The organism is Natronomonas gomsonensis (assembly GCF_024300825.1).
Lineage (GTDB): Archaea > Halobacteriota > Halobacteria > Halobacteriales > Haloarculaceae > Natronomonas > Natronomonas gomsonensis.
The window spans coordinates 1,402,183-1,420,791 of the sequence record NZ_CP101323.1 but is presented as its reverse complement, the minus strand read 5'-3'; the positions used below and the strand labels follow the sequence as shown (position 1 = coordinate 1,420,791).

General features: G+C 63.8%; 22 protein-coding genes. 16 read left to right on the top strand and 6 right to left on the bottom strand.

The genetic code is table 11. From position 1 onward, the window contains the following. The first annotated feature begins 34 nt into the window (after positions 1-34). The 4 genes from NMP98_RS07770 (at position 35) to NMP98_RS07755 (ending at position 3,436) form a co-directional block, all read left to right on the top strand. On the top strand, positions 35-1,039 hold the full coding sequence (locus tag NMP98_RS07770; RefSeq protein WP_254860947.1) for a DUF7490 domain-containing protein: 1,005 nt from the start codon (positions 35-37) through the stop codon (positions 1,037-1,039). Further along, positions 1,036-1,311: a DUF8060 family membrane protein gene (locus NMP98_RS07765; protein WP_254860946.1), complete on the top strand. Its 276-nt coding sequence runs from the start codon at positions 1,036-1,038 to the stop codon at positions 1,309-1,311. The genes NMP98_RS07770 and NMP98_RS07765 overlap by 4 nt, the downstream gene beginning before the upstream one ends. A gap of 44 nt (positions 1,312-1,355) precedes the next feature. Beyond that, positions 1,356-1,790, top strand: a complete 435-nt coding sequence (locus NMP98_RS07760) for a hypothetical protein (RefSeq protein ID WP_254860945.1) — start codon at positions 1,356-1,358, stop codon at positions 1,788-1,790. Positions 1,791-1,852: 62 nt separating this feature from the next. Next, positions 1,853-3,436: a bacterio-opsin activator domain-containing protein gene (locus tag NMP98_RS07755; protein WP_254860944.1), complete on the top strand. Its 1,584-nt coding sequence runs from the start codon at positions 1,853-1,855 to the stop codon at positions 3,434-3,436. Positions 3,437-3,682: 246 nt separating this feature from the next. Here NMP98_RS07755 and NMP98_RS07750 read toward each other — a convergent pair whose 3' ends face one another. From NMP98_RS07750 to NMP98_RS07740, 3 genes are all read right to left on the bottom strand, one after another. After that, a complete protein-coding gene (locus NMP98_RS07750) occupies positions 3,683-4,831 on the bottom strand; it encodes a pyridoxal phosphate-dependent aminotransferase (protein ID WP_367997252.1) in 1,149 nt (382 codons plus the stop codon). Continuing rightward, positions 4,828-5,238, bottom strand: coding sequence for a 6,7-dimethyl-8-ribityllumazine synthase (gene ribH / locus NMP98_RS07745; RefSeq protein ID WP_254860943.1), 411 nt, complete (start codon positions 5,236-5,238; stop codon positions 4,828-4,830). The genes NMP98_RS07750 and ribH overlap by 4 nt, the downstream gene beginning before the upstream one ends. A gap of 89 nt (positions 5,239-5,327) precedes the next feature. Continuing rightward, entirely contained in the window at positions 5,328-6,044 is a 717-nt protein-coding gene (locus NMP98_RS07740) for a GNAT family N-acetyltransferase (protein WP_254860942.1), read from the bottom strand. 125 nt (positions 6,045-6,169) lie between these two features. On the opposite strand from NMP98_RS07740, the gene NMP98_RS07735 reads away from it, so the two are divergent. Together NMP98_RS07735 and NMP98_RS07730 are read left to right on the top strand one after the other, a co-directional pair. Continuing rightward, the gene (locus tag NMP98_RS07735; protein ID WP_254860941.1) at positions 6,170-7,906 is read left to right on the top strand and encodes a flippase activity-associated protein Agl23; all 1,737 of its coding nucleotides are present in this window, start codon (positions 6,170-6,172) and stop codon (positions 7,904-7,906) included. Between the two features lie 52 nt (positions 7,907-7,958). Further along, positions 7,959-9,110, top strand: coding sequence for a 5-(carboxyamino)imidazole ribonucleotide synthase (locus NMP98_RS07730; RefSeq protein ID WP_254860940.1), 1,152 nt, complete (start codon positions 7,959-7,961; stop codon positions 9,108-9,110). Here the strand turns inward: NMP98_RS07730 and NMP98_RS07725 are convergent, their stop codons facing one another. Continuing rightward, positions 9,111-10,421 (bottom strand): S8 family peptidase, encoded by a 1,311-nt coding sequence (locus NMP98_RS07725; protein ID WP_254860939.1) that lies wholly within the window; start codon positions 10,419-10,421, stop codon positions 9,111-9,113. It lies immediately after the preceding gene. Between the two features lie 148 nt (positions 10,422-10,569). On the opposite strand from NMP98_RS07725, the gene purE reads away from it, so the two are divergent. From purE to NMP98_RS07695, 6 genes are all read left to right on the top strand, one after another. After that, positions 10,570-11,193 (top strand): 5-(carboxyamino)imidazole ribonucleotide mutase, encoded by a 624-nt coding sequence (gene purE / locus NMP98_RS07720; RefSeq protein ID WP_254860938.1) that lies wholly within the window; start codon positions 10,570-10,572, stop codon positions 11,191-11,193. Positions 11,194-11,263: 70 nt separating this feature from the next. Continuing rightward, a complete protein-coding gene (locus tag NMP98_RS07715; protein ID WP_254860937.1) occupies positions 11,264-11,668 on the top strand; it encodes an NADH-quinone oxidoreductase subunit A in 405 nt (134 codons plus the stop codon). Next, positions 11,665-12,351, top strand: a complete 687-nt coding sequence (locus NMP98_RS07710; protein ID WP_254860936.1) for an NADH-quinone oxidoreductase subunit B — start codon at positions 11,665-11,667, stop codon at positions 12,349-12,351. Before NMP98_RS07715 ends, NMP98_RS07710 begins: the two co-directional genes overlap by 4 nt. Next, positions 12,348-14,027 (top strand): NADH-quinone oxidoreductase subunit D, encoded by a 1,680-nt coding sequence (locus NMP98_RS07705; RefSeq protein ID WP_254860935.1) that lies wholly within the window; start codon positions 12,348-12,350, stop codon positions 14,025-14,027. The genes NMP98_RS07710 and NMP98_RS07705 overlap by 4 nt, the downstream gene beginning before the upstream one ends. Continuing rightward, positions 14,024-15,091, top strand: a complete 1,068-nt coding sequence (locus tag NMP98_RS07700; RefSeq protein WP_411911613.1) for a complex I subunit 1/NuoH family protein — start codon at positions 14,024-14,026, stop codon at positions 15,089-15,091. The genes NMP98_RS07705 and NMP98_RS07700 overlap by 4 nt, the downstream gene beginning before the upstream one ends. Positions 15,092-15,093: 2 nt before the next feature. Further along, positions 15,094-15,555: a NuoI/complex I 23 kDa subunit family protein gene (locus NMP98_RS07695; protein ID WP_156709584.1), complete on the top strand. Its 462-nt coding sequence runs from the start codon at positions 15,094-15,096 to the stop codon at positions 15,553-15,555. Positions 15,556-15,864: 309 nt separating this feature from the next. On the opposite strand, the gene NMP98_RS07690 is transcribed toward NMP98_RS07695, so the two are convergent. Further along, complete coding sequence (locus NMP98_RS07690; RefSeq protein ID WP_254860934.1) at positions 15,865-16,056, bottom strand: hypothetical protein; 192 nt, start codon at positions 16,054-16,056, stop codon at positions 15,865-15,867. Further along, positions 16,053-16,745 carry a hypothetical protein gene (locus tag NMP98_RS07685; RefSeq protein WP_254860933.1) on the bottom strand — a complete coding sequence of 231 codons (693 nt, stop codon included), beginning with the start codon at positions 16,743-16,745 and terminating at the stop codon, positions 16,053-16,055. The genes NMP98_RS07690 and NMP98_RS07685 overlap by 4 nt, the downstream gene beginning before the upstream one ends. 391 nt (positions 16,746-17,136) lie before the next feature. On the opposite strand from NMP98_RS07685, the gene NMP98_RS07680 reads away from it, so the two are divergent. The 4 genes from NMP98_RS07680 (at position 17,137) to nuoK (ending at position 18,607) form a co-directional block, all read left to right on the top strand. Continuing rightward, a complete protein-coding gene (locus tag NMP98_RS07680) occupies positions 17,137-17,589 on the top strand; it encodes a cupin domain-containing protein (protein WP_156709586.1) in 453 nt (150 codons plus the stop codon). A 132-nt stretch (positions 17,590-17,721) separates the two neighbouring features. After that, a complete protein-coding gene (locus NMP98_RS07675; protein WP_178916554.1) occupies positions 17,722-18,003 on the top strand; it encodes an NADH-quinone oxidoreductase subunit J in 282 nt (93 codons plus the stop codon). After that, positions 18,000-18,293: a hypothetical protein gene (locus NMP98_RS07670; RefSeq protein WP_254860932.1), complete on the top strand. Its 294-nt coding sequence runs from the start codon at positions 18,000-18,002 to the stop codon at positions 18,291-18,293. Before NMP98_RS07675 ends, NMP98_RS07670 begins: the two co-directional genes overlap by 4 nt. After that, positions 18,293-18,607, top strand: coding sequence for an NADH-quinone oxidoreductase subunit NuoK (gene nuoK, locus NMP98_RS07665; RefSeq protein ID WP_156709589.1), 315 nt, complete (start codon positions 18,293-18,295; stop codon positions 18,605-18,607). Before NMP98_RS07670 ends, nuoK begins: the two co-directional genes overlap by 1 nt. Positions 18,608-18,609 lie beyond the last annotated feature (2 nt).

The window sequence follows — 18,609 nt, the reverse complement described above, 5'->3', positions numbered from 1 at the left end:
AAGACCTTTATCCAAGGCTCTGTCAGTCGTTTACATGCGAACTGATGCCCTCCTCGCCGGCGTTGCCATCGTCGCCCTCCTCGCGATGGTGGCTATCGCCGCGCTGGTCCCCGGGTTCGTCAGCGACCCGACGCCCGAACGGGACGCACCGCCAGCCCGATTGGATGTCTCCGAGACGACGCTCGCCGTCGGAGAGGTGACCGGAGAGACGGCGACGCTCGACGTGACCACGTACCTCTCCCACCGCGGCGGCCCCGCCGACAACGTGACCGTCGTCGTTCGCGCGACCGACGCCGACAGCGGCCTCGTCGCCGACACCGCCCGAACGGACCTCGGTTCGGTCGACGGCGAAACCGAACACGAGGCGCCCGTCTCGGTGACCGTCCCACGCGAAGGTGGCTACGAGATATCCGCGCTGTTGTACGTCGACGGCCAGCGGGTCGACGCCGCACGGGCGAGCGTCAGCGGCGTCTCGGCGCTGACGCCGCCGTACGCCGAAACCAGCGTCGCCTTCCATCGCTTCGCCGCCCAGCCGGCCGTCGAGTACACCATCCAATCCAGCGACGGCGAGACGACGACGCTCGACGTGACGAGCTATCTCACCAACGGCGGCGATGCTCCCGAATCGGGGCTCCGTCTCGTCGTCACCGCACGCCAGTCCGACTCGAACGTCGTCGCCGCACGCACCGAGACGACCGTCGGAGCCATCGAACCGGGTCGAACCGCGACGCCCAGCGTCGAGTTGTCGGTCCCGGAGAACTACAACTACTACCTCGATGTGACGCTGTGGCGCGACGGCGTGATTCTCGACTCGACGCGGTCGGTCGCGAACCTCGACCCCGAGGAGACACTCGCGGCCAACGAAACGCGCCGTCCAGTCGCCTTCGAAGCCAGCGACTTCGAGACGGGTGACGGTGGTGTTGGCCGTCCCGACCGGGAGTCACCGACAGCAGGAGAGGGCCAACCCGGATTCGGCCCGGTCGTCGCCATCGTTGCGCTATTCGGTTCGCTGTTCGCCGCCCGGAGGTGGTCGGTGTGAGCGACGACTCCGAAGGGGCCACCGGGGAGGATGCCTCGAAGGGTCCGAACGTCGACGTCCAGACGGTGCTCGCGTATCTGTCGTGGGGCGGACTCGTCGCGCTCGGCATCCTCGCGGTCGTCGCCGGTATCGGCCTCTACACGAGCCTCTCGGCGGTCATCGACGTGTGGGTCGCCGACCGCTTCCAGCCGTTCGCGCGAATCGGACTCAACTTCGCCGTACTGTGTGTTTCTATCGCCGGAATGGTCGCACTGTTGCGCCGCGTCCGATAGCCGAGACCTGTGGACTTTTCTGCGGTGAGACGAAAGAGGGGGTCATGACGGACAACGACGACGCGTCCGACGAAGCAGAGGGCGGCGAGGAAGGCGGCGAGGAGAAGTCCTTCCGCGAGCGAGTCGAGGAGATTCGCCAACAGCGAGCCGAAGAGCGCGAAGGCGAGGGTGGCGAGGGCGAGGGCCTGAGCCGCGAGGAGAAACTCGAAGAGATGATGGGCGGCGGCGGTCCCGGCGGTGCCCCCGGCGGCATGGGCGGCGGTGGCGGCAGCCCCTTCGCACAGATGATGGGCGGCATGATGGGCGGCGGCGGTCCCGGTGGCGCCCCCGGCGGCATGGGCGGTGGCCCCGGCGGCCCCGGCGCCCGCGGCGAAAGCGAGGACAACGAAGAGCTCGTCCGCGAGGTCCGGAAGGTCCGCGACGAACTCCACGACATCCGACGCGAACTCGAGCGCGTCGCCGACGCACTCGACGACTGACTATCGAACCCCCAGTCGGCTGTTTTTTGTTTCAGCGTTGAGAGTTGAAGGTAGGGTGGGATATGTCGGACTTCGATATCGACGCGTCGACGGCGAAACTGTTGGAATCGCTTCCGGACCCCGTGTACATCTTCGGCCTCGATGGCCGGCTCCTGTGGTGGAACGACCGGGTCCGGGAGGTGACGGGGTACGACGATGATGAACTATCCGGGATGGACGGCTTCGACCTCCTCCCGTCCGAGCAGCGCGTCGACGCGAAAGAGGCTCTCGGCGATTTCGAGTCGCTCCCGCCGGGCTATACGATGGAGTTCGACGTTCTAACGACGGACGGTAGACGAATCCCCCACGAGTTCAACAGCACCGTCTTGGAGGTTGCCGACGAGACGGTGGTCGTGAGCATCGCACGCGACATCTCGCTTCGACACGACCGGGAGGCTGCCCTCCGGCGACAGCGCGACGAACTCGACACGATGAACCGAATCAGCGAGACGGTTCACGGGGTCATTCGCGGTGTCGTCGACGCCGCGAGCCGGGAGGAAATCGAATCCACGGTGTGTGAACGACTCGCCGCCTCCGAACTGTATCGGGCGGTGTGGGTCGGACGGAACACGCCCGAAGAGACGGTCATCCCGGAGACCGGTATCGGCGTCGACGAGGACTTCGTCGACGCAATGGAGGAACTCAACGAGTTCGAGTGGACCCGGCCGGCACAGAAAGCGCTCGATACCGGCGAGTCACAGGCGACACAGAGGATTCCGGAGTTGCAGTTCCCTGACCCCGTTCGGGAGGTGGCCATCGAGCGCGGTATCGAATCCGGCGTCGCCGTTCCGTTGGTCCACCGGGGGAACGCCCTGGGCGTCCTCGTCGTGTACTCCTCGCGGTCGGAGGCGTTCAACGACCGCGAGCAGGCGGCGTTCCGACGCCTCGGAGAAATCGTCGGGTTCGCCATCAACGCCGTCCAGACCGAACGCCTGCTTCTCTCCGACAGCGCGACGCGACTCACCTTCCGCATCGAGAGTCCCGACGCGTTCCTCGCGTCCGTGTCGACGCTCGCTGACGGTCCCTGTCGACACGAGTGGAGTACGCCGGCGGGTGCCGACCGGTATCGCCACTACATCACGGTCTCGGGGCTCCCACCGGAGCGGGTCGAGGCGATTGCCGAGGAGACGCAGACGGTCGAATCCGCGGAGTACGTCAGCTCCAACGGCGACGATGGCGTCTTCGAGGTCGTGACGACCGACTCCCTCATCCGTCGACTGCTGGAGGCCGGCGCGTCGCCGGTCTCCCTCGTCGCTCGGGACGGAGAGACGACCTTCGTCGCGGAAGTTCCGGGTGATGCGGACCCTCGCCCGATAGTCGAGGCGGCCAAGGAGTTCTACGACGCCGAGTTGGTATCGAAACACGAGGTCGAACGGCCGGTTCGGACCGTCGAGGCGTACCAAGACGGCGTCGAGGACCGACTGACTGACAAACAGTTGGCGGCGCTCAGACACGCCTTCTTCGGCGGCTACTTCTCGTGGCCACGGGACGCCACCGCCGAGGATATCGCCGACACGATGGACATCAGTTCCCCGACGTTCCACTACCACCTCCGCCACGCACAGCAGGCGCTCGTCGAGGCGTACCTCCAGCATCTAGAGGACTAGAAGAACCGTTCATACTGCAGTGGGTGCCAGACGTAGGTGGAGACCTCACTCGGGACTCGGCGGCGGGGGGTGGTCGCCGAGCCCGTCGCGGCCGCAAAAGACGGCCGTCGCCCTCTATCGAGGTCTTCGATTCGCCGGCGGTGGGGGATGGGGTGGGGATGCACTTTACCGCCGCCCCTGAACGTCTCCGTTTTGAGCCGCGGACGTCTCTCTCCGAGAAAGGTCTCGATGTCGTAACCGATTCGACTACAGGTAGCCGGCGTCGGCCAATCGTTCGACGCCCTCGCGGAGTCGCTCTTCGCTGGCCGCATACGAGAGTCGCGCGTAGCCGGGCGTTCCGAAGGCGCTCCCCGGAACGGTGGCAACGTGGGCCTCCTCGATGGCACCCTCGCACCACGCCTGGTCGTCGGAGTCGACCGGCAGCATCATGTAGAACGCGCCGTCCGGAACCGGGACGTCCTTGCCGTGTTCGGCGAAGAGGTCGACGAGCATGTCACGGCGGTCCTCGAAGGCATCGCGCATCTCGACGACGGCGTCGTCGGTGTTCTCCAGCGCCTCGACACCAGCGTACTGGACGAAGTGCGTCGCACACGACACCGAGTGGCTGTGGAGTTTCGACGCCTGCTCGACGAGGGCTTCGGGCGCGGCGAGGTAGCCGAGTCGCCAGCCGGTCATCGAGTAGGCCTTCGAGAAGCCGTTGATGGTCACCGTGCGCTCGCCCATTCCGCTGAGGGAACCCAGCGAGGTCTGGTCGGTGTCGTAGGTGATGGCGTCGTAAATCTCGTCGGAGATGACGGTGATGTCGTGGTCGACGGCGAGGTCGCGGACGCCCTCGAGGGCGTCGTCGCCGAACACCGCCCCGGAGGGGTTCGACGGCGAGTTGACGACGAGCAGTTCGGTGTCGTCCGAAACCGTCGCCGCCAGTTCCTCGAGTGCCGGCGCCAACTGGAAGCCGTGCTTCGAGAGGTCGACACGGGAGATGTCGGCGCCGGCCATCTTCGCCATCGCTTCGTAACTCACCCACGCGGGGTCCAAGAGGACGACCTCATCGCCCTCCTCGATGAGCGCCTGAAACGTCTCGTACAGCGCCTGTTTGGCGCCGGGGGTGACGATGACTTCGTCGGTCGAATAGTCGAGGCCGTCGCCGTCGAGTTTCTCGACGATGGCTTCCTTCAGCGGGGGAATCCCGTTGGAAGGTGCGTAGCCAGTGTGGCCGTCGTCGATGGCCTGCTTGCCCGCGTCGACGATGTTCGCCGGCGTCGGGAAGTCGGGCTCACCCACCGAGAGGTCGACGACGTCGACGCCGTCGGCTTCGAGTTGCGATGCGAGGTTGCTGATAGCGAGCGTTGCACTCGGTTCGACGCGCTCGAGGCGGTCTGCGAAATCCATTGTCATTGTAGTTCCTCTGCGAGTTCAATAGCGCTCCGGACGGTGGTCGCCCCGTATTCGATTCGCTCTTCGGCCTCCGCCTGGCTCATTCCGGGGCCGATAACGCCGAAGGCGACCGGTGTGTCCCGCTGTAGGGACACGTCGGTCAACCCCTGTGCGGCGGCGTCGGCGATGACCTGGTCGTGGTCGGTGTCGCCGGTGATGATGGCACCAAGGACGGCGACGGCGTCGATATCATCTCGGCGTGCCAGTCGGTCGGCGGCCAGCGGCGTGTCGTAGGCCCCTGGTACCTCGATAGTTTCGACGATGTCGGCACCGGCGTCGTCGGCGGCCGCCCGTCCGCGGTCCTCCATCTCGTGGGTAATCGGCCGCTCCTTGTTGAACTGCGCGACCACCAGCCCGAGCGCTACCATGTCTGTCGCTGGGGTAGGCCGCCTAAAAGAACTGCCGGAACGACCGTCGACTGCCGGGGTCGTTATACGAACCGTCGTGCCGAGTCGCGTCAGTCGTTCAACTGCAGTGCCATCATCACTTCGTCGACGAACTCCCCGTCGATGCGGTAGTGATCCCGGCGGATGGCTTCGGTGTTCCAGCCGTGTTCCTCGAGGAACTCGATGCCTGCTGCGTTCGTCGCCGGGATGCTGTTGTACACCTTATGGAAGCCGGCTTTCGAGGCCCACGACAGCGCCCGCTGTATCAGGTGACTGCCGATGTCCCGTCCCCGGTACTCCTCTAAGACGCCGAGGGTGAGTTCGCCGGTGTGGGCGAGTTTGTCGAGCTTGGGCGTCTCGACGGCACACCACCCGACGACCTCGTCGTTTATCGTGGCGACGAAGAACCGCTGGTCTTCGAGGTCATCGCGGACGAGTGCGCTGTCGCTCGATAGTTGCTCGGCTACGTCTTCGGCGACGATGTAGCGTTTCTCCTCAGCCACCTGCCGCATCACGCCGAGGATGCCGGAGATGTCCTCCTGTCTCGCCGGTCGGATGGTTACCTCCGTCCCGTCGATGTGGTGTGTCTCTTCGGTTCCGGCGTCCAACGCCGGCCGGAGCGTGCCGTCGTGTTCCTCCAGAATGCCGTCCCGTTTCATCACCGCGACCAGTTGTCGATACCGGTCGGGGTCGGTCAGAAGGTCCGACTCGATGAGGTCGTCATAGGTCACCTCGCCGCGTGAGTCGATAAACTCGTACAACTCTCTTCGGTCCCGGGTTTCGAACATGGGCCGTTCGCTCGACATGGTCCCGAAAGTATTGAACCCGGACCGACTTGAGTCTTGTTGCGTGTTACCACCCAACTATCTGTAGACCAGAAGGATTCTAATCCCCGGGCGTCTGGGTACCGGCGATGAACGTTCGTCGCGACAGAACGCTGCTCGCTGTTTTCGGTCTCACTGTCGTCTCGCTCGCCCTCCGTATCGCCTTCCTCGGCAGCCGCGTCGCCCACTGGGACGAGGGCCGCGTCGCCTACTGGATTGCTGACTACGCCGCCTCGGGGGTGACGTTCTACCGCCCCATCATCCACGGCCCGCTGTTGCATCTCGTCAACGCACCGCTGTTCGAGTTGCTCGGTGCGACCGACTTCGTGATGCGGCTGTTTCCCGCCTTGGTCGGCGGCCTCCTGCCGCTCGTCGCGCTGCTGTTCCGACACCGACTGCGTGATGAGACCGTCGTCTCGCTGGCGCTGTTGCTCGCGTTGAACCCCGTGTTGCTGTACTTCTCGCGGTTCATGCGGAGCGACATCCTCGCGGCCACCTTCTCGTTTCTCGCCTTCGCCTGCTTCGTTCGTGCGGTCGACTTCGACGACGGCCGCTATCTCTACGGGGCGACGTTTGCCCTCGCCATCGGTTTCGGTGCCAAGGAGAACGTGCTGGCGTACCTGCTGGCGTTCGTCGGCGCGACCGTCCTGCTTCTCCATCACCGACTGCTGTTTGCCCGGTTCAGCGAGCAGTCCCCGACGGCAGTTCTTCGGCAGTATCTCGCGTGGGCGCTCGGAAGCGTCGTCCGCCACGCTCGCTCCATCGCCGGCAGCGTCGCGCTGTTCCTCGTAACCGTCACGTACGTGTACGCACCGCGCGGTAGCCTCCCCTCACGGGGGCTGTACTACCGCTCCTGTAGTGGCTACGATGGTTACTTCGACGTGGGCGCTGCGCCGACGCTCTGGGAGGCGCTCGCGAACCCGCTCGAACTCCCGCATCTCGTCGCGTTCACGCTCGGGTCGACAGCCGAACTGTACGGCTGTCAGTGGATTACGCCCCGAGCCGACGACCCCAACCCCTACCTCGAATACCTCGGCGAGATGGCGCTCATCACCGCCGAGTCCTCGACTGCGCTCGTCGCACTGGCGCTGGTCGGTTTCGCCGTCACGCTGTACGCCGCCGACCGCCCCGACGACCTCGTTTCCTTTAGCTTCTACTGGGGGGCCGCCTCGCTCGTCGGTTACCCTTTCATCACCGACATCGGCGGCTCGGCGTGGCTCGTCGTCCACATCGTCCTGCCGCTTGCGATTCCGGCCGCCTACGGCCTCGGTTTGCTTTACCGATGGGGCCGGGACGCCCAACTCGACGACGACACCGTCAGCGTCGCCTTGGTCGTCCTCCTCGGCGTCGTCCTCGTCGGGTCGATGGCCTGGACGGGCTATGCGACGAGTTTCGCCGACCCGAAGTCCGACGACAACCCCCTCGTTCAGTACGCCCAACCCTCCGGCGACGTGAAACCGACGCTGACCGATATGCGTACGCTGGCCGACGAAAACGAGGGAACGGACGTGGTGTTGTACGGCGAACACCTCCACAACCCGACCGGCGACGAGGAGTTAGAGCGGCGGCCGACGTGTTCGAACTGGTTCAATTCGCTACCGTTGCCGTGGTACTTCGAGGCTGGCGAGATGAACGTCGACTGTGCGCCCGACAACGGGACGCTCGAATCGGCGCTGGCGGAGAACCCGCCGGTCGTCATCGTCCACGCCGACGAACGCGGCGCCGTCGACGAGCGCATCGACGACCGCTACGAGGCTCGCGTCCACCTGATGCGGACCTTCGATACGCCGTTCGTCTTCTACGTCGACGAATCGCGACTGGAGTGACCGGTCGCTCCAGATAGCAACTTTCTCGGCCAGTGGCCGCCCGGAGGTACATATGAACCACACCACGCCAGCCGCGACGCTGGGCGTCGTCGGCGGCGGACAACTCGGACGGATGATGGGCGAGGCCGCCGGCCCGCTGGGCGTCGAGTTGGTCGTCTCGGACCCGACGCCGGACTGTCCGGCCGCACCGGTCGTCCGCGAGCAAATCGTCGGCGACTTCGACGACTACGACGCGATTCGAGAACTCGCAGAGCGCGTCGACGTACTCACTTTCGAAATCGAACTCGCGGACCCCGACGAGATGCAGCGGGTCAGCGAGGAGACGGACACGCCGGTCCATCCCGACCCCGACACCTTGCGTACGATTCAGGACAAACTCGTCCAGAACCGAGCGCTCGCCGACGCCGGGATTCCGGTTCCCGAGTTCCGACAGGTCGACGACGCAGAGGACCTGCTGGCGGCCGGCGAGGAACTGGGCTGGCCGCTGATGTGTAAGGCCCGAAAGGGCGGCTACGACGGTCGCGGGAACATGCCAGCGGAAGGTCCCGAGGCGGCCGAAGAGGTTTTGGACGCCCTCGGCGGCCCCGCTCTGGCCGAGGAGATGGTCGACTTCGAGCGCGAACTCGCGGTGATGGGCGTGAAAGGGGCCGAGGAGGTCCGTGCCTATCCGGTTACCGAGACGATTCACGAAGAAGAGATTCTCCGAGAGACGGCGTCTCCGGCACGTACCGACCCTGAAACCAGAGAGCGCGCCCGCGAGGTTGCTTTCGAGGTACTGGAGACCCTCGACGGCCGCGGTGTCTACGGTATCGAGCTGTTCGAAGTCGACGGCGAGATACTCGTCAACGAAATCGCTCCCCGGCCGCACAACTCCGGGCACTGGACCATCGAGGGCGCACGCACCTCGCAGTTCGAACAGCACGTCCGAGCGGTGTTGGGGTGGCCTCTCGGGTCGGCCGAGCGCCGCGGCCCGAGCGTGACGACGAACCTGCTCGGCGACGTCGACGAACCCGAAAGCGCGACCCTGTCGGGAACCGATTCGGTCCTCGAATCGCCGAAAGCGTCGCTACACTGGTACGGGAAACGCGAGGTCCGGCCGCTCCGGAAGATGGGCCACGTCACGTTGGTCGACGACGAGGCGATGGACTGTTCGGCGCTGCTGGAAGAAACGCGAGAACTGCGCGACGGGCTGACCTTCGAGTAGTCAGGCCCAGTCGCCGGCGGCGGCGCGGTCGACGGCGGCGTCGGCGTCGACGAACCCGCGGCCGGTCTCGTAGGGGTCGAAGCCGATGTCGTCGGCGGTGGCCTCGATGGTTTTGATGACTTCGAGAGCGTCGGGCGTGCCGCTTGCGGCCTCCAGCATGAGCGCGGCGACGCCGGAGACGACCGGACACGCCATCGACGTGCCCGAAATCGCGGCGTAGAACGGGTCGGTGTCGGGCGAAGTCGCCTGCAGGATGTCGGTCGGCGACATCGTGCTGTTGATTTGGTTGCCGGGGGCGGCGACGCCGGGGCGGTAGATGCCCGTCTCGTCCTCGAGAGCGGCCGAGCGGTCGTGTTTTCCGCCGGGTCGCCCGCGCGAAGAGAAGTCCATCAGCGCCTTGTCGTCGTTCGTCGCGGCGACGCCGAGCACCCACGGCGCCTTCGCGTAGTCGTTCAGCGTGTTCGAACTCGGGCCGTCGTTGCCGGCGGCGAAGACACAGACGATATTCTCTTCGAACGTCGCTGTCTCGGTGGCGACGTTCAGCGGCGCATTCGGGTCGAAATCAGCGCCCGAGGCCGCACCGTAGGAGTTCGAGACCACGTCGACGGCGGCGGCGTGATTCGCGAGCAGGTGGTCGAAGGCCGCGGCCGACTTCAACACGGAGACGGCCGCGCCGGTCGAATAGCCCGTCAGCGACGCACCGGGGGCCATCCCACTGTCGGTGTCGCCCCGTCCGGCGACGGTTCCCGAGCAGTGCGTCCCGTGGCCGAGTTCGTCGGTGTCGAGGTCGTGGGCCGGCACCCACAGCGTCGGCGACCCGAGGGGATTGCCTACCCACTGGTAGTTGTTCTCGACGGTCAAATCGGGGTGGAGAGCGTCGATACCGCTGTCGATGACGGCGACGTGAGTTCCAGACCCGTCGACGTTCCGACTCGACCGCGCGGCGTCCACGTCGGTCACGTCCGCGGCGTCGTCGTTGTAATACTCCAACTCGCGGTTGGCGGCGACGTAGCGAACGCCGTCGAGTTCGGCGACCGCCTCGATGACGAGTCCCGGCGCTCGGAAGTACACGAGCGGCAGCACCTCGAACGCTCGACTCTCGGCGTCGACATCGAGGCCAGTTATTGCGTCGGCGATTCCCTCGACCGCCGCCTCGGCGTCAAGTACGGCAATCCCGTCCTGTATCCCGCCGGTGAGGTCGAGGGTGTCGTCGATTCGAGTCGCGGTCGTCGCCGCCACGCTGCCGACCCCGACGATGCCGGCCGCCCCGACGATTCCAGCGCCTTTCAGAAACCTCCGTCTGCGATGCATTCCGATTGCATTCGGCGGCTCAACTGTCGTAATTTTACCGCCGTCGATGTGTGGCGGTTTTTGTGTTTTCGGTGGTCTGACAAATGAGGTTTGCCGGGGGCCGCTGTCAACCACAACGACAAAGCGCTACCCGTTCGGGAACACACCCATGACACGCTCTACGGAGGTTCAGGAAGTCATCGACCTGCTGGAGGCCGAAGCCGAGGCCGACCGCTCCGACGAGGAGACGCCCGACGTGGGCATCATCATGGGGTCGGATTCGGACCTCGACACCATGTACGGGGCCTACGAGGCCCTAACGGAACTCGGCTTCGAGGAAGTGACCGACTACGACGACCCGCCGGAATCGCGGTTCACCTTCGAGACGTTCGTCGTCTCCGCTCATCGGACGCCCGAACTGATGTACGTCTACGGCGAGACGGCCAAGGAGCGCGGACTCGATGTCATCATCGCCGGTGCGGGCGGGAAGTCCGCCGACCTCCCGAACATGACCGCCTCCATCGCCTACCCGATTCCGGTCGTCGGCGTCCCGGTCCAAGAGAAGTCCGTCGACTCGGTCATCGGGATGCCGACGGGCGCCCCAATCGTCGCTGTCGATGCGGGCAAGTCCTTCAACGCGGCGCTGTCGGCAGTCCAGACGCTCTCGCGTGCACACCCCGAACTCGAAGACCGACTGGAAGCGTATCACGACGACCTCCAAGACGGTGTCGGAGAGGTGTCTTTGGCGCTCCATCGCGACGGAACCGAGATGTTCCGCGCAAATCGACAGTGAGCCGGCCCCGCCGGCGGACAAATCAACTCTTATGTATCGGTGTTCCTAACCGTCATACGATACAGAAGCGATGAGCAATCCATGGATCGCCGTCGGGGCGCTGGCGTTGGTGGGAGTCGCGATACCCCTCTCGATGATCGGGATATCGAGTCTCCTCCGGCCGAGCGTGCCCGAACAAGGTAAACGCGCCACCTACGAATCCGGCGAGATTCCGACGGGCGATACGCGCATTCGGTTCAACATCCAGTACTACCTGGTCGCGCTGCTGTTCGTCGTCTTCGACATCGAGACGGTGCTCATCTTCCCGTGGGCACTGATTTACAGCGACGCAGTAGCCGAGTTCGGACTGACTCCGGTGTTGGGCCCGATGCTCGTCTTCCTCGCGATTCTCGTTATCGGACTCGGGTGGGCGTGGCGCAACGGTGCCGTTCGCTGGGTCAAGAGCGGACGTGCGGAAATCAAGAGTGAACTATGAGTAGCGAACAGGAAATCCACGACACAGTCTCGACGCAGGAAGCCCGGATGGGCGACGGCGTCGACAACCGGTTCAATTCGAAACTTCGGGAGGCCTTCGGCTCCTCGCCGTTCATCCTCACCAAGTTCGACAAGTTCATGAACTGGGTCCGGGGGTCGTCGATGTTCATGCTGCAGTTCGGTATTGCGTGCTGCAGCATCGAGATGATTCACACCTACGCCATCAAGCACGACCTCGACCGCTTCGGTGCGGGTGTGCCGCGGGCCTCCCCGCGACAGGCCGACGTGATTATCGTCCCGGGGACTATCGTCTCGAAGTTCGCCCCGCGGATGAAGCGCGTCTACGACCAGATGCCCGAACCGAAGTTCGTCGTCGGCATGGGGTCGTGTACCATCTCCGGCGGTCCGTTCCAGGAAGGGTACAACGTCATCAAGGGTGCAGAGGAGGTCATCCCGGTCGACATTCACGTCCCCGGCTGTCCGCCGCGTCCCGAGGCGCTCATCTACGGCATCGCCAAACTGCAGGAGCGAGTCGCAAACGGTGAGACCTCGCCGGTGACGGTCAAACCGTACGAACTCGAACAGTTCGGCGACCTCGAACGCGACGAGTTGGTACAGCACCTCGCAGACGAAATCGATGAGGAGGATCTCGTCATGCGGTACAACTGGGCGAATTCACCATGAGTCTGGAAGAACCAAAAGCCACGGACGTCGGTGAAGCGCCCGACGGAACCGTCGACTACGCCGAACTCGAGGCGCTGCTCGGCGACGCCGTCATCGGACGAGAAGAACACGTCAACGCGCCGGCGTTCGTCGTCCGTCCCGACGAGGTGCAGGAAGCTCTCGGTGCGCTCCGCGAGGAGGCGGGCTTCGACTACTGTTCGTGCGTCACTGCCCAGGAGTACGAGGACCGGTATGAGTCCATCTACCACCTGAAGAAGTACGACGACCCGACACAGGAGGTCGGCGTCGTCGTCCCCACGACGCGCGACGAACCGATTAGTCAGTCCGGCGAAGCGGTGTACCGAACGGCCGACTGGCACGAGCGGGAGGCCTACGACCTCGTCGGCATCGAGTACGCCGACCACCCCGACCTGCGCCGCATCCTGCTACCGGAGACCTGGCAAGGACACCCCCTCGGAAAGGACTACAATCCCGAGAAGCCGCAGGTCGTCCCGTTCCGAGAAAACGCCAATCCCCTAGAGCCGGACCAGCGCGGTGACGGGGCGGAGTCCGATACGATGTTCATCAACATCGGACCGCACCACCCCGCCACCCACGGCGTCCTGCACGTCGAGACGGTGCTCGACGGCGAGCAAATCGCCGACGTGGAACCCGACATCGGCTACCTCCACCGCTGTGAGGAGCAGATGTGCCAGCAGTCGACCTATCGGCACCAGATTATGCCGTACCCCGACCGCTGGGACTACGTTTCCGCCGGCATCCTCAACGAGTGGGCCTACGCCCGCGCGGCCGAGGACATGGCGGACATCGAGGTGCCGGAGTACGCACAGGTCATCCGGACGATGTCCGCGGAACTGTGCCGAATCGCGAGTCACATGCTCGCGCTGGGGACGTTCGCGCTGGACGTCTTCGGTGACTTCACGGCCGTCTTCCAATATGCCTTCCGCGACCGCGAGGTCGTCCAGGACATCCTCGAAGACCTCACCGGTCAGCGACTGATGTTCAACTACCTCCGTCTCGGCGGCGTCGCTTGGGACATTCCCGAACCCCGAGAGGAGTTCTTCGAGAAGGTCCGTGACTTCCTCGACGGGCTCCCGAAGAAGACCCAGGAGTATCACAACCTCATCACGTCGAACGAAATCTTCCAGCTCCGGTGTGTCAACACCGGCGAACTCCCGCCGGAGGTCGCAAAACAGTACGGCGCCACCGGTCCGGTCGCCCGTGGCTCCGGCGTCGACATCGACCTGCGCCGTGACGACCCCTACGGCTACTACGAGGAACTCGACTGGGACGTCATCACCGAGGACGGCTGTGACAACTACAGCCGCGTCCTCGTCCGGATGCGCGAAGTCGAGGAATCCGCGAAGATTATCGAGCAGTGTGTCGACCTGCTCGAAGAGTGGCCCGAAGAGGAACGGACGATTCAGGCCAACGTCCCGCGGACGCTCAAGCCCGACCCCGACACCGAGATTTACCGCGGCGTCGAGGCCGCGAAGGGCGAACTCGGCATCTACATGCGCTCGGACGGCACCGACAAGCCCGCCCGGTTCAAGATTCGCAGTCCGTGCTTCTGTAACCTGCACACGCTGCGAGAGATGACCGAAGGCGAGTACATTCCGGACCTCATCGCGTCGCTGGGCAGCCTCGACATCGTCCTGGGTGAGGTGGACCGATGATTCCGGCCCAGACCCAGACGCCGCTGCCCGACATCATCGGCGACCTACTCGGGTTCGGCACCGAGATGGGTCCCGGCGAGACGTTCATCGCGTCGTTCATCGGCGCGGCGCTCGTCGGCACGCTGATGCTGACGATGACGGCACTGGCCGGCCCGTGGGCCAAGCGGAAGATTACCGCCGCGTTCACGGACCGCTATGCGGTCAATCGCATCGGTCCCGCCGGATTGCTCATCATTGTCGCCGACGCGGTCCGACTGCTGTCGAAGGAACTCATCGTCCCCGAGGGCGTCGACCGCCCGGCGTGGGACCTCGCACCCATCGTCATCGCGAGTTCCGCACTGCTCGGTTTCGCTGTCATCCCGATGGGCAACGGCATCCACCTCGCTGACCCCGAAGCGGGACTGGTCTACGTCTTCGCCGTCGCCTCCATCGCCTCGGTCGGTCTGGTGATGGCCGGCTACGCGTCGAACAACAAGTTCTCGATGCTCGGCGGTCTGCGCGCGGTCGCACAGAACCTCGCCTACGAGATTCCGCTGGTGCTCATCGCGGCGTCGGTCGTCCTCTTTGCCGGCTCGCTTCAGATGAGCGAAATCGTCGCCGCACAGGCCGAGACGCTCGTCTCCCTCGGCGGCGTCGCGATTCCGTCGTGGTACGTCTTCGTCAACCCCTTCGCGTTCGTGCTGTTCATGGTCGCGAACCTGATGGAGGTCGGCCGCAACCCCTTCGACATCCCGGAGGCGCCGACCGAAATCGTCGCCGGCTACCAGACCGAGTACTCGAGTGCGTACTTCGTGCTCATCTACCTCGGTGAGTTCATCCACATCTTCCTCGGCGGCGCCATCATCGCGACGCTGTTCCTCGGTGGCCCCGCCGGACCGGTGCTGCCGGGCATCCTGTGGTTCATCATCAAAATCTGGGCCGTCTTCCTGTTCACGCAGTGGGCGCGCTCGGCGCTGCCGCGGCTCCGAATCGACCAGCTCATCGAGGTGGGCTGGAAGGGCATGCTCGTGCTCGCACTCGCGAACCTCGTCCTCACCGCCGTTATCGTGGGGGTGATTGCCTAACCATGATTGGAATGCTCAAATCGATGGCAACGACGATGAAACACGCCTTGGACGGCGAGAAGTTCACCGTCCAGTACCCCGAGGAGACCCCCGACGTGTCGCCGCGGTTCCGCGGCGTCCACAAGTTCTCCCAGGAGCGCTGCATCTGGTGTCGACAGTGTGAGAACGTCTGTCCGAACGACACCATCCAGATTATCACGGACGACCAGCGCAACGGCGAGGAGTACAACCTCCACATCGGCCAGTGTATCTACTGCCGACTGTGTGAGGAGGTCTGCCCCGTCGACGCCATTTTGCTCACCCAGAACTTCGAGTTCACGGGCGACACGAAGGACGACCTCGCCTACAACAAAGAGCAGCTGAAGAACGTCCCGTGGTTCAAGGACATCGACCCGCTCGCCTCGCGCGAACCCGACCGTGGTGCTTGGATTGGGGAAGGCGAAGGGGAAGTCGACTACCAGTGAACTGCTTCGGGGATTGACCCGAGGTACTTGACCTGCTCCACCTGTCGACCCCTTTTCGACAGGCGTTTTCTACAACCGACAAAGACGTCCTCCGGAACCGTCGAGTTCTGATGGGTGATTCGAGCGTGCGTCGCTCTCTGGTCATCCCGAAATACCCACTGTGCTTTTCGGGCGACTACATCGGAATCTCACTCCGAGGAATTTTGTGATGGATAGTGGTTCGACTCACTGTTGCAGCGCAGTACTCCAGCGGATGGCCTCCAACTGGTTCGGTGCTACACCTCGGTCAAAAATGTAGTTGCTCGGGTGTTACACCGATGGCAGGCTGAGGTTCCAACTGTACGTACCTGGCTCCAGCGATTCCTCGTTGATGAGGTCGTATCGCACCCCCCATGGAATTTCGCTCTTGTCGAACGGGCCGGGCATCTCCCAGACCCCGAAGTGAACGTGCTCCGTCTCCGTTACCTCGAACTCGACGGTTGCCTGATCACCAGGGGTCACCTCGAAGGAACTGATAACAACGTGGGGCTTTCGGCCTTCCCACATCGTCTTGTTGACGGAACCACAGCCGCCCCCGTACCGTCCGTGTGTCGCGGCTGCAAGCAAGGTCCGTTCGTCGGAGTTCCCGTACGTGTCGCGTTGTTCCTCCCCTCGGTGTAGAGGGTTGGGACGGTTCCTGTGCCGAAATCGACCTGCCAGAACGCACACTCGATACAGAGAGCGACGTAACTGATGGCCTGGACGGGACTGTTCTCGTCGTACTCAGTGGCGTGGAACGAACCGCTCGTACGCCAATCACCCTCCTGCTTGAACGTATCCTCGCCGGTTTTGACAGTGAGACACGTCGCGTCGTAGATGCCGTCGTCCGACGACCAATCGAACGCGAGCGGCTCGCCGTCGTCGTTGGCATCCGTGACAGTGAGGTCGAAGTCGGAGCCGTCGATATCGAGCGACTCACGCCCCTTCTTGAACACGAACTCGCCGTCATCCCACTCGTACTTCGCGAGCAGGGCGCCACAATCATCACACGGTTCGGAAGCAGCTTTCCCCCTGCCGTTCGCACCAACTGTGCCACTGAATCCCGATAGACCAACGACTCCGATACCGGTTCCCGTGGCTGCACCCCTCAGTACAGTTCTCCGATTGATTCTCCGGCCGCGATTTTTTGGCTTTGTCATTGTAGCCCTCACCCCGATTTTAGTTACAATATTGAAAGATAAATAACGCGCAGATAGTTAAATCGACGTTCAGAAAGTCACAACACATTACTAATTGTTAGTTAACATTACTGCGTCTACTCTCGTCCCACAACAATGGGTAATTACTCACTCAATACTGACGTAATGCCCATCGCGCATCATCGCTTGACGAGAGTCGTTGATTGTTGCATGAGCAGACGGTCGGCCACGTCTTTCTGCTGAGACTGATGCACACCGATAACTGCTTAGTCTACAGTGGCCGCGAGTTTCAGGACTCGACCGGCATAGAAAACGCCGTAATACTGTACCCTGATGGCGACCGCGGCAAATGCAGCGTGAAATGTCAAGGCTTACCATCCAAGATGTACAGCGTCCGTTCACAATGGAGAAGGTATCCATCGACGAGCTGGACAACGACCCACGCGTCGCGGACGTACAGAAACACGCCACCGAGCCCCTCGGGCTCTCGGATATGGCGCTGAACTACTACGAGTTGGCGCCGGGAGAGTCCTTCTCCGGCGGGATGCACACCCACATGGACCAAGAGGAGGTGTTCTACGTGATGGACGGGACGGCGACGTTCCAGACGCCGGACGAGGACTACGAGGTCGGCCCCGACGAGGTCGTCCGGTTCGGCCCCGGCGAGTATCAAGAGGGTCGCAACGAGAGCGACGACCGGGTGCGCGCGCTGGCGCTCGGTGCGCCCAAGGGGATGGGGGAGACGCGCGCGAAGCTCCCGTGTGCCGAATGCGGCGCCGACTACCACGTCACCGAGGTCGACGAGTCGGGCGTGACGCTCACGTGTCCGGATTGTGGTAACGTCGTCGAGATGTAGGCCGGCCCACGGCGACTCTTTTTATAGGACGGATATCGGAGAACCTCGTTCGCCCCTCGCGTGCGCGCTCGTACGGAGATACGTGGGCGGAAACGGAAATCTTCAAAGGGAACCCGACTGCAGAGGTAAACAATGGCTGTAGTACCGTATGAGACACTGGCGTTCCTGTTGTTCGCTCTGTTGACCGTCGGAGCGAGTCTGGGCGTCGTGTTGGTCCGTGACGTGTGGCACTCCGCGCTACTGTTGGGTGTAGCGTTGCTATCCGTCGCGGTCCACTACGTGATGTTACGCGCCGAGTTCCTTGCAGCGATGCAGGTGCTCGTGTACGTCGGTGGGGTGCTCATCCTGATCACCTTCGCCGTCATGTTGGTTCGTCGGGACCCCGCTCCCGAAGCCGAGGAGGTGGCACAATGACGACGCGCCCACAGCTCCACACCGAAACGAGCAAGGCCGCCGGCATCCTCGCCGTCGCCCTGTTCGGCTTCCTCGCAGCGGTGTTCCTCACCTCGGGGTTCGGCACCGCTACCGGGTTCGCCGAAGGGTCGATAACTCGCTCCATCGGCTATGCGATGTTCAACCTCGATGCCGGTGACTTCGCCAGCGAGGGCTTCCTCGTGTCGTTCATCACCATCGCAATCGTGTTGGACGCGGCACTGGACGGCGCCGTCATGCTCGCAAAGAGAGACGAGGAGGGTGATTCCTGATGGTGCTCGGAGCCGTTCCGGCCGAGTACTACCTCGTGCTGTCGGCCGCCGTCTTCTGTGTCGGCATCTTCGGCATCCTGACCCGTGAGAACGCGCTCATCTTCCTGATGAGCGTCGAGTTGATGCTCAACGCGGCGAACATCAACCTCATCGCGTTCGCGTTCTACTGGGGGAACCTCACCGGGCAGGTGTTCGGACTGTTCGTGATGGCGCTAGCCGCCGCCGAGGTCGCCATCGGCATCGGCATCATCCTCGTGTTGTACCGCAACTTCGATAGCGTCGACGTGACGGAAGCAACGACTCTCAAGTGGTAATT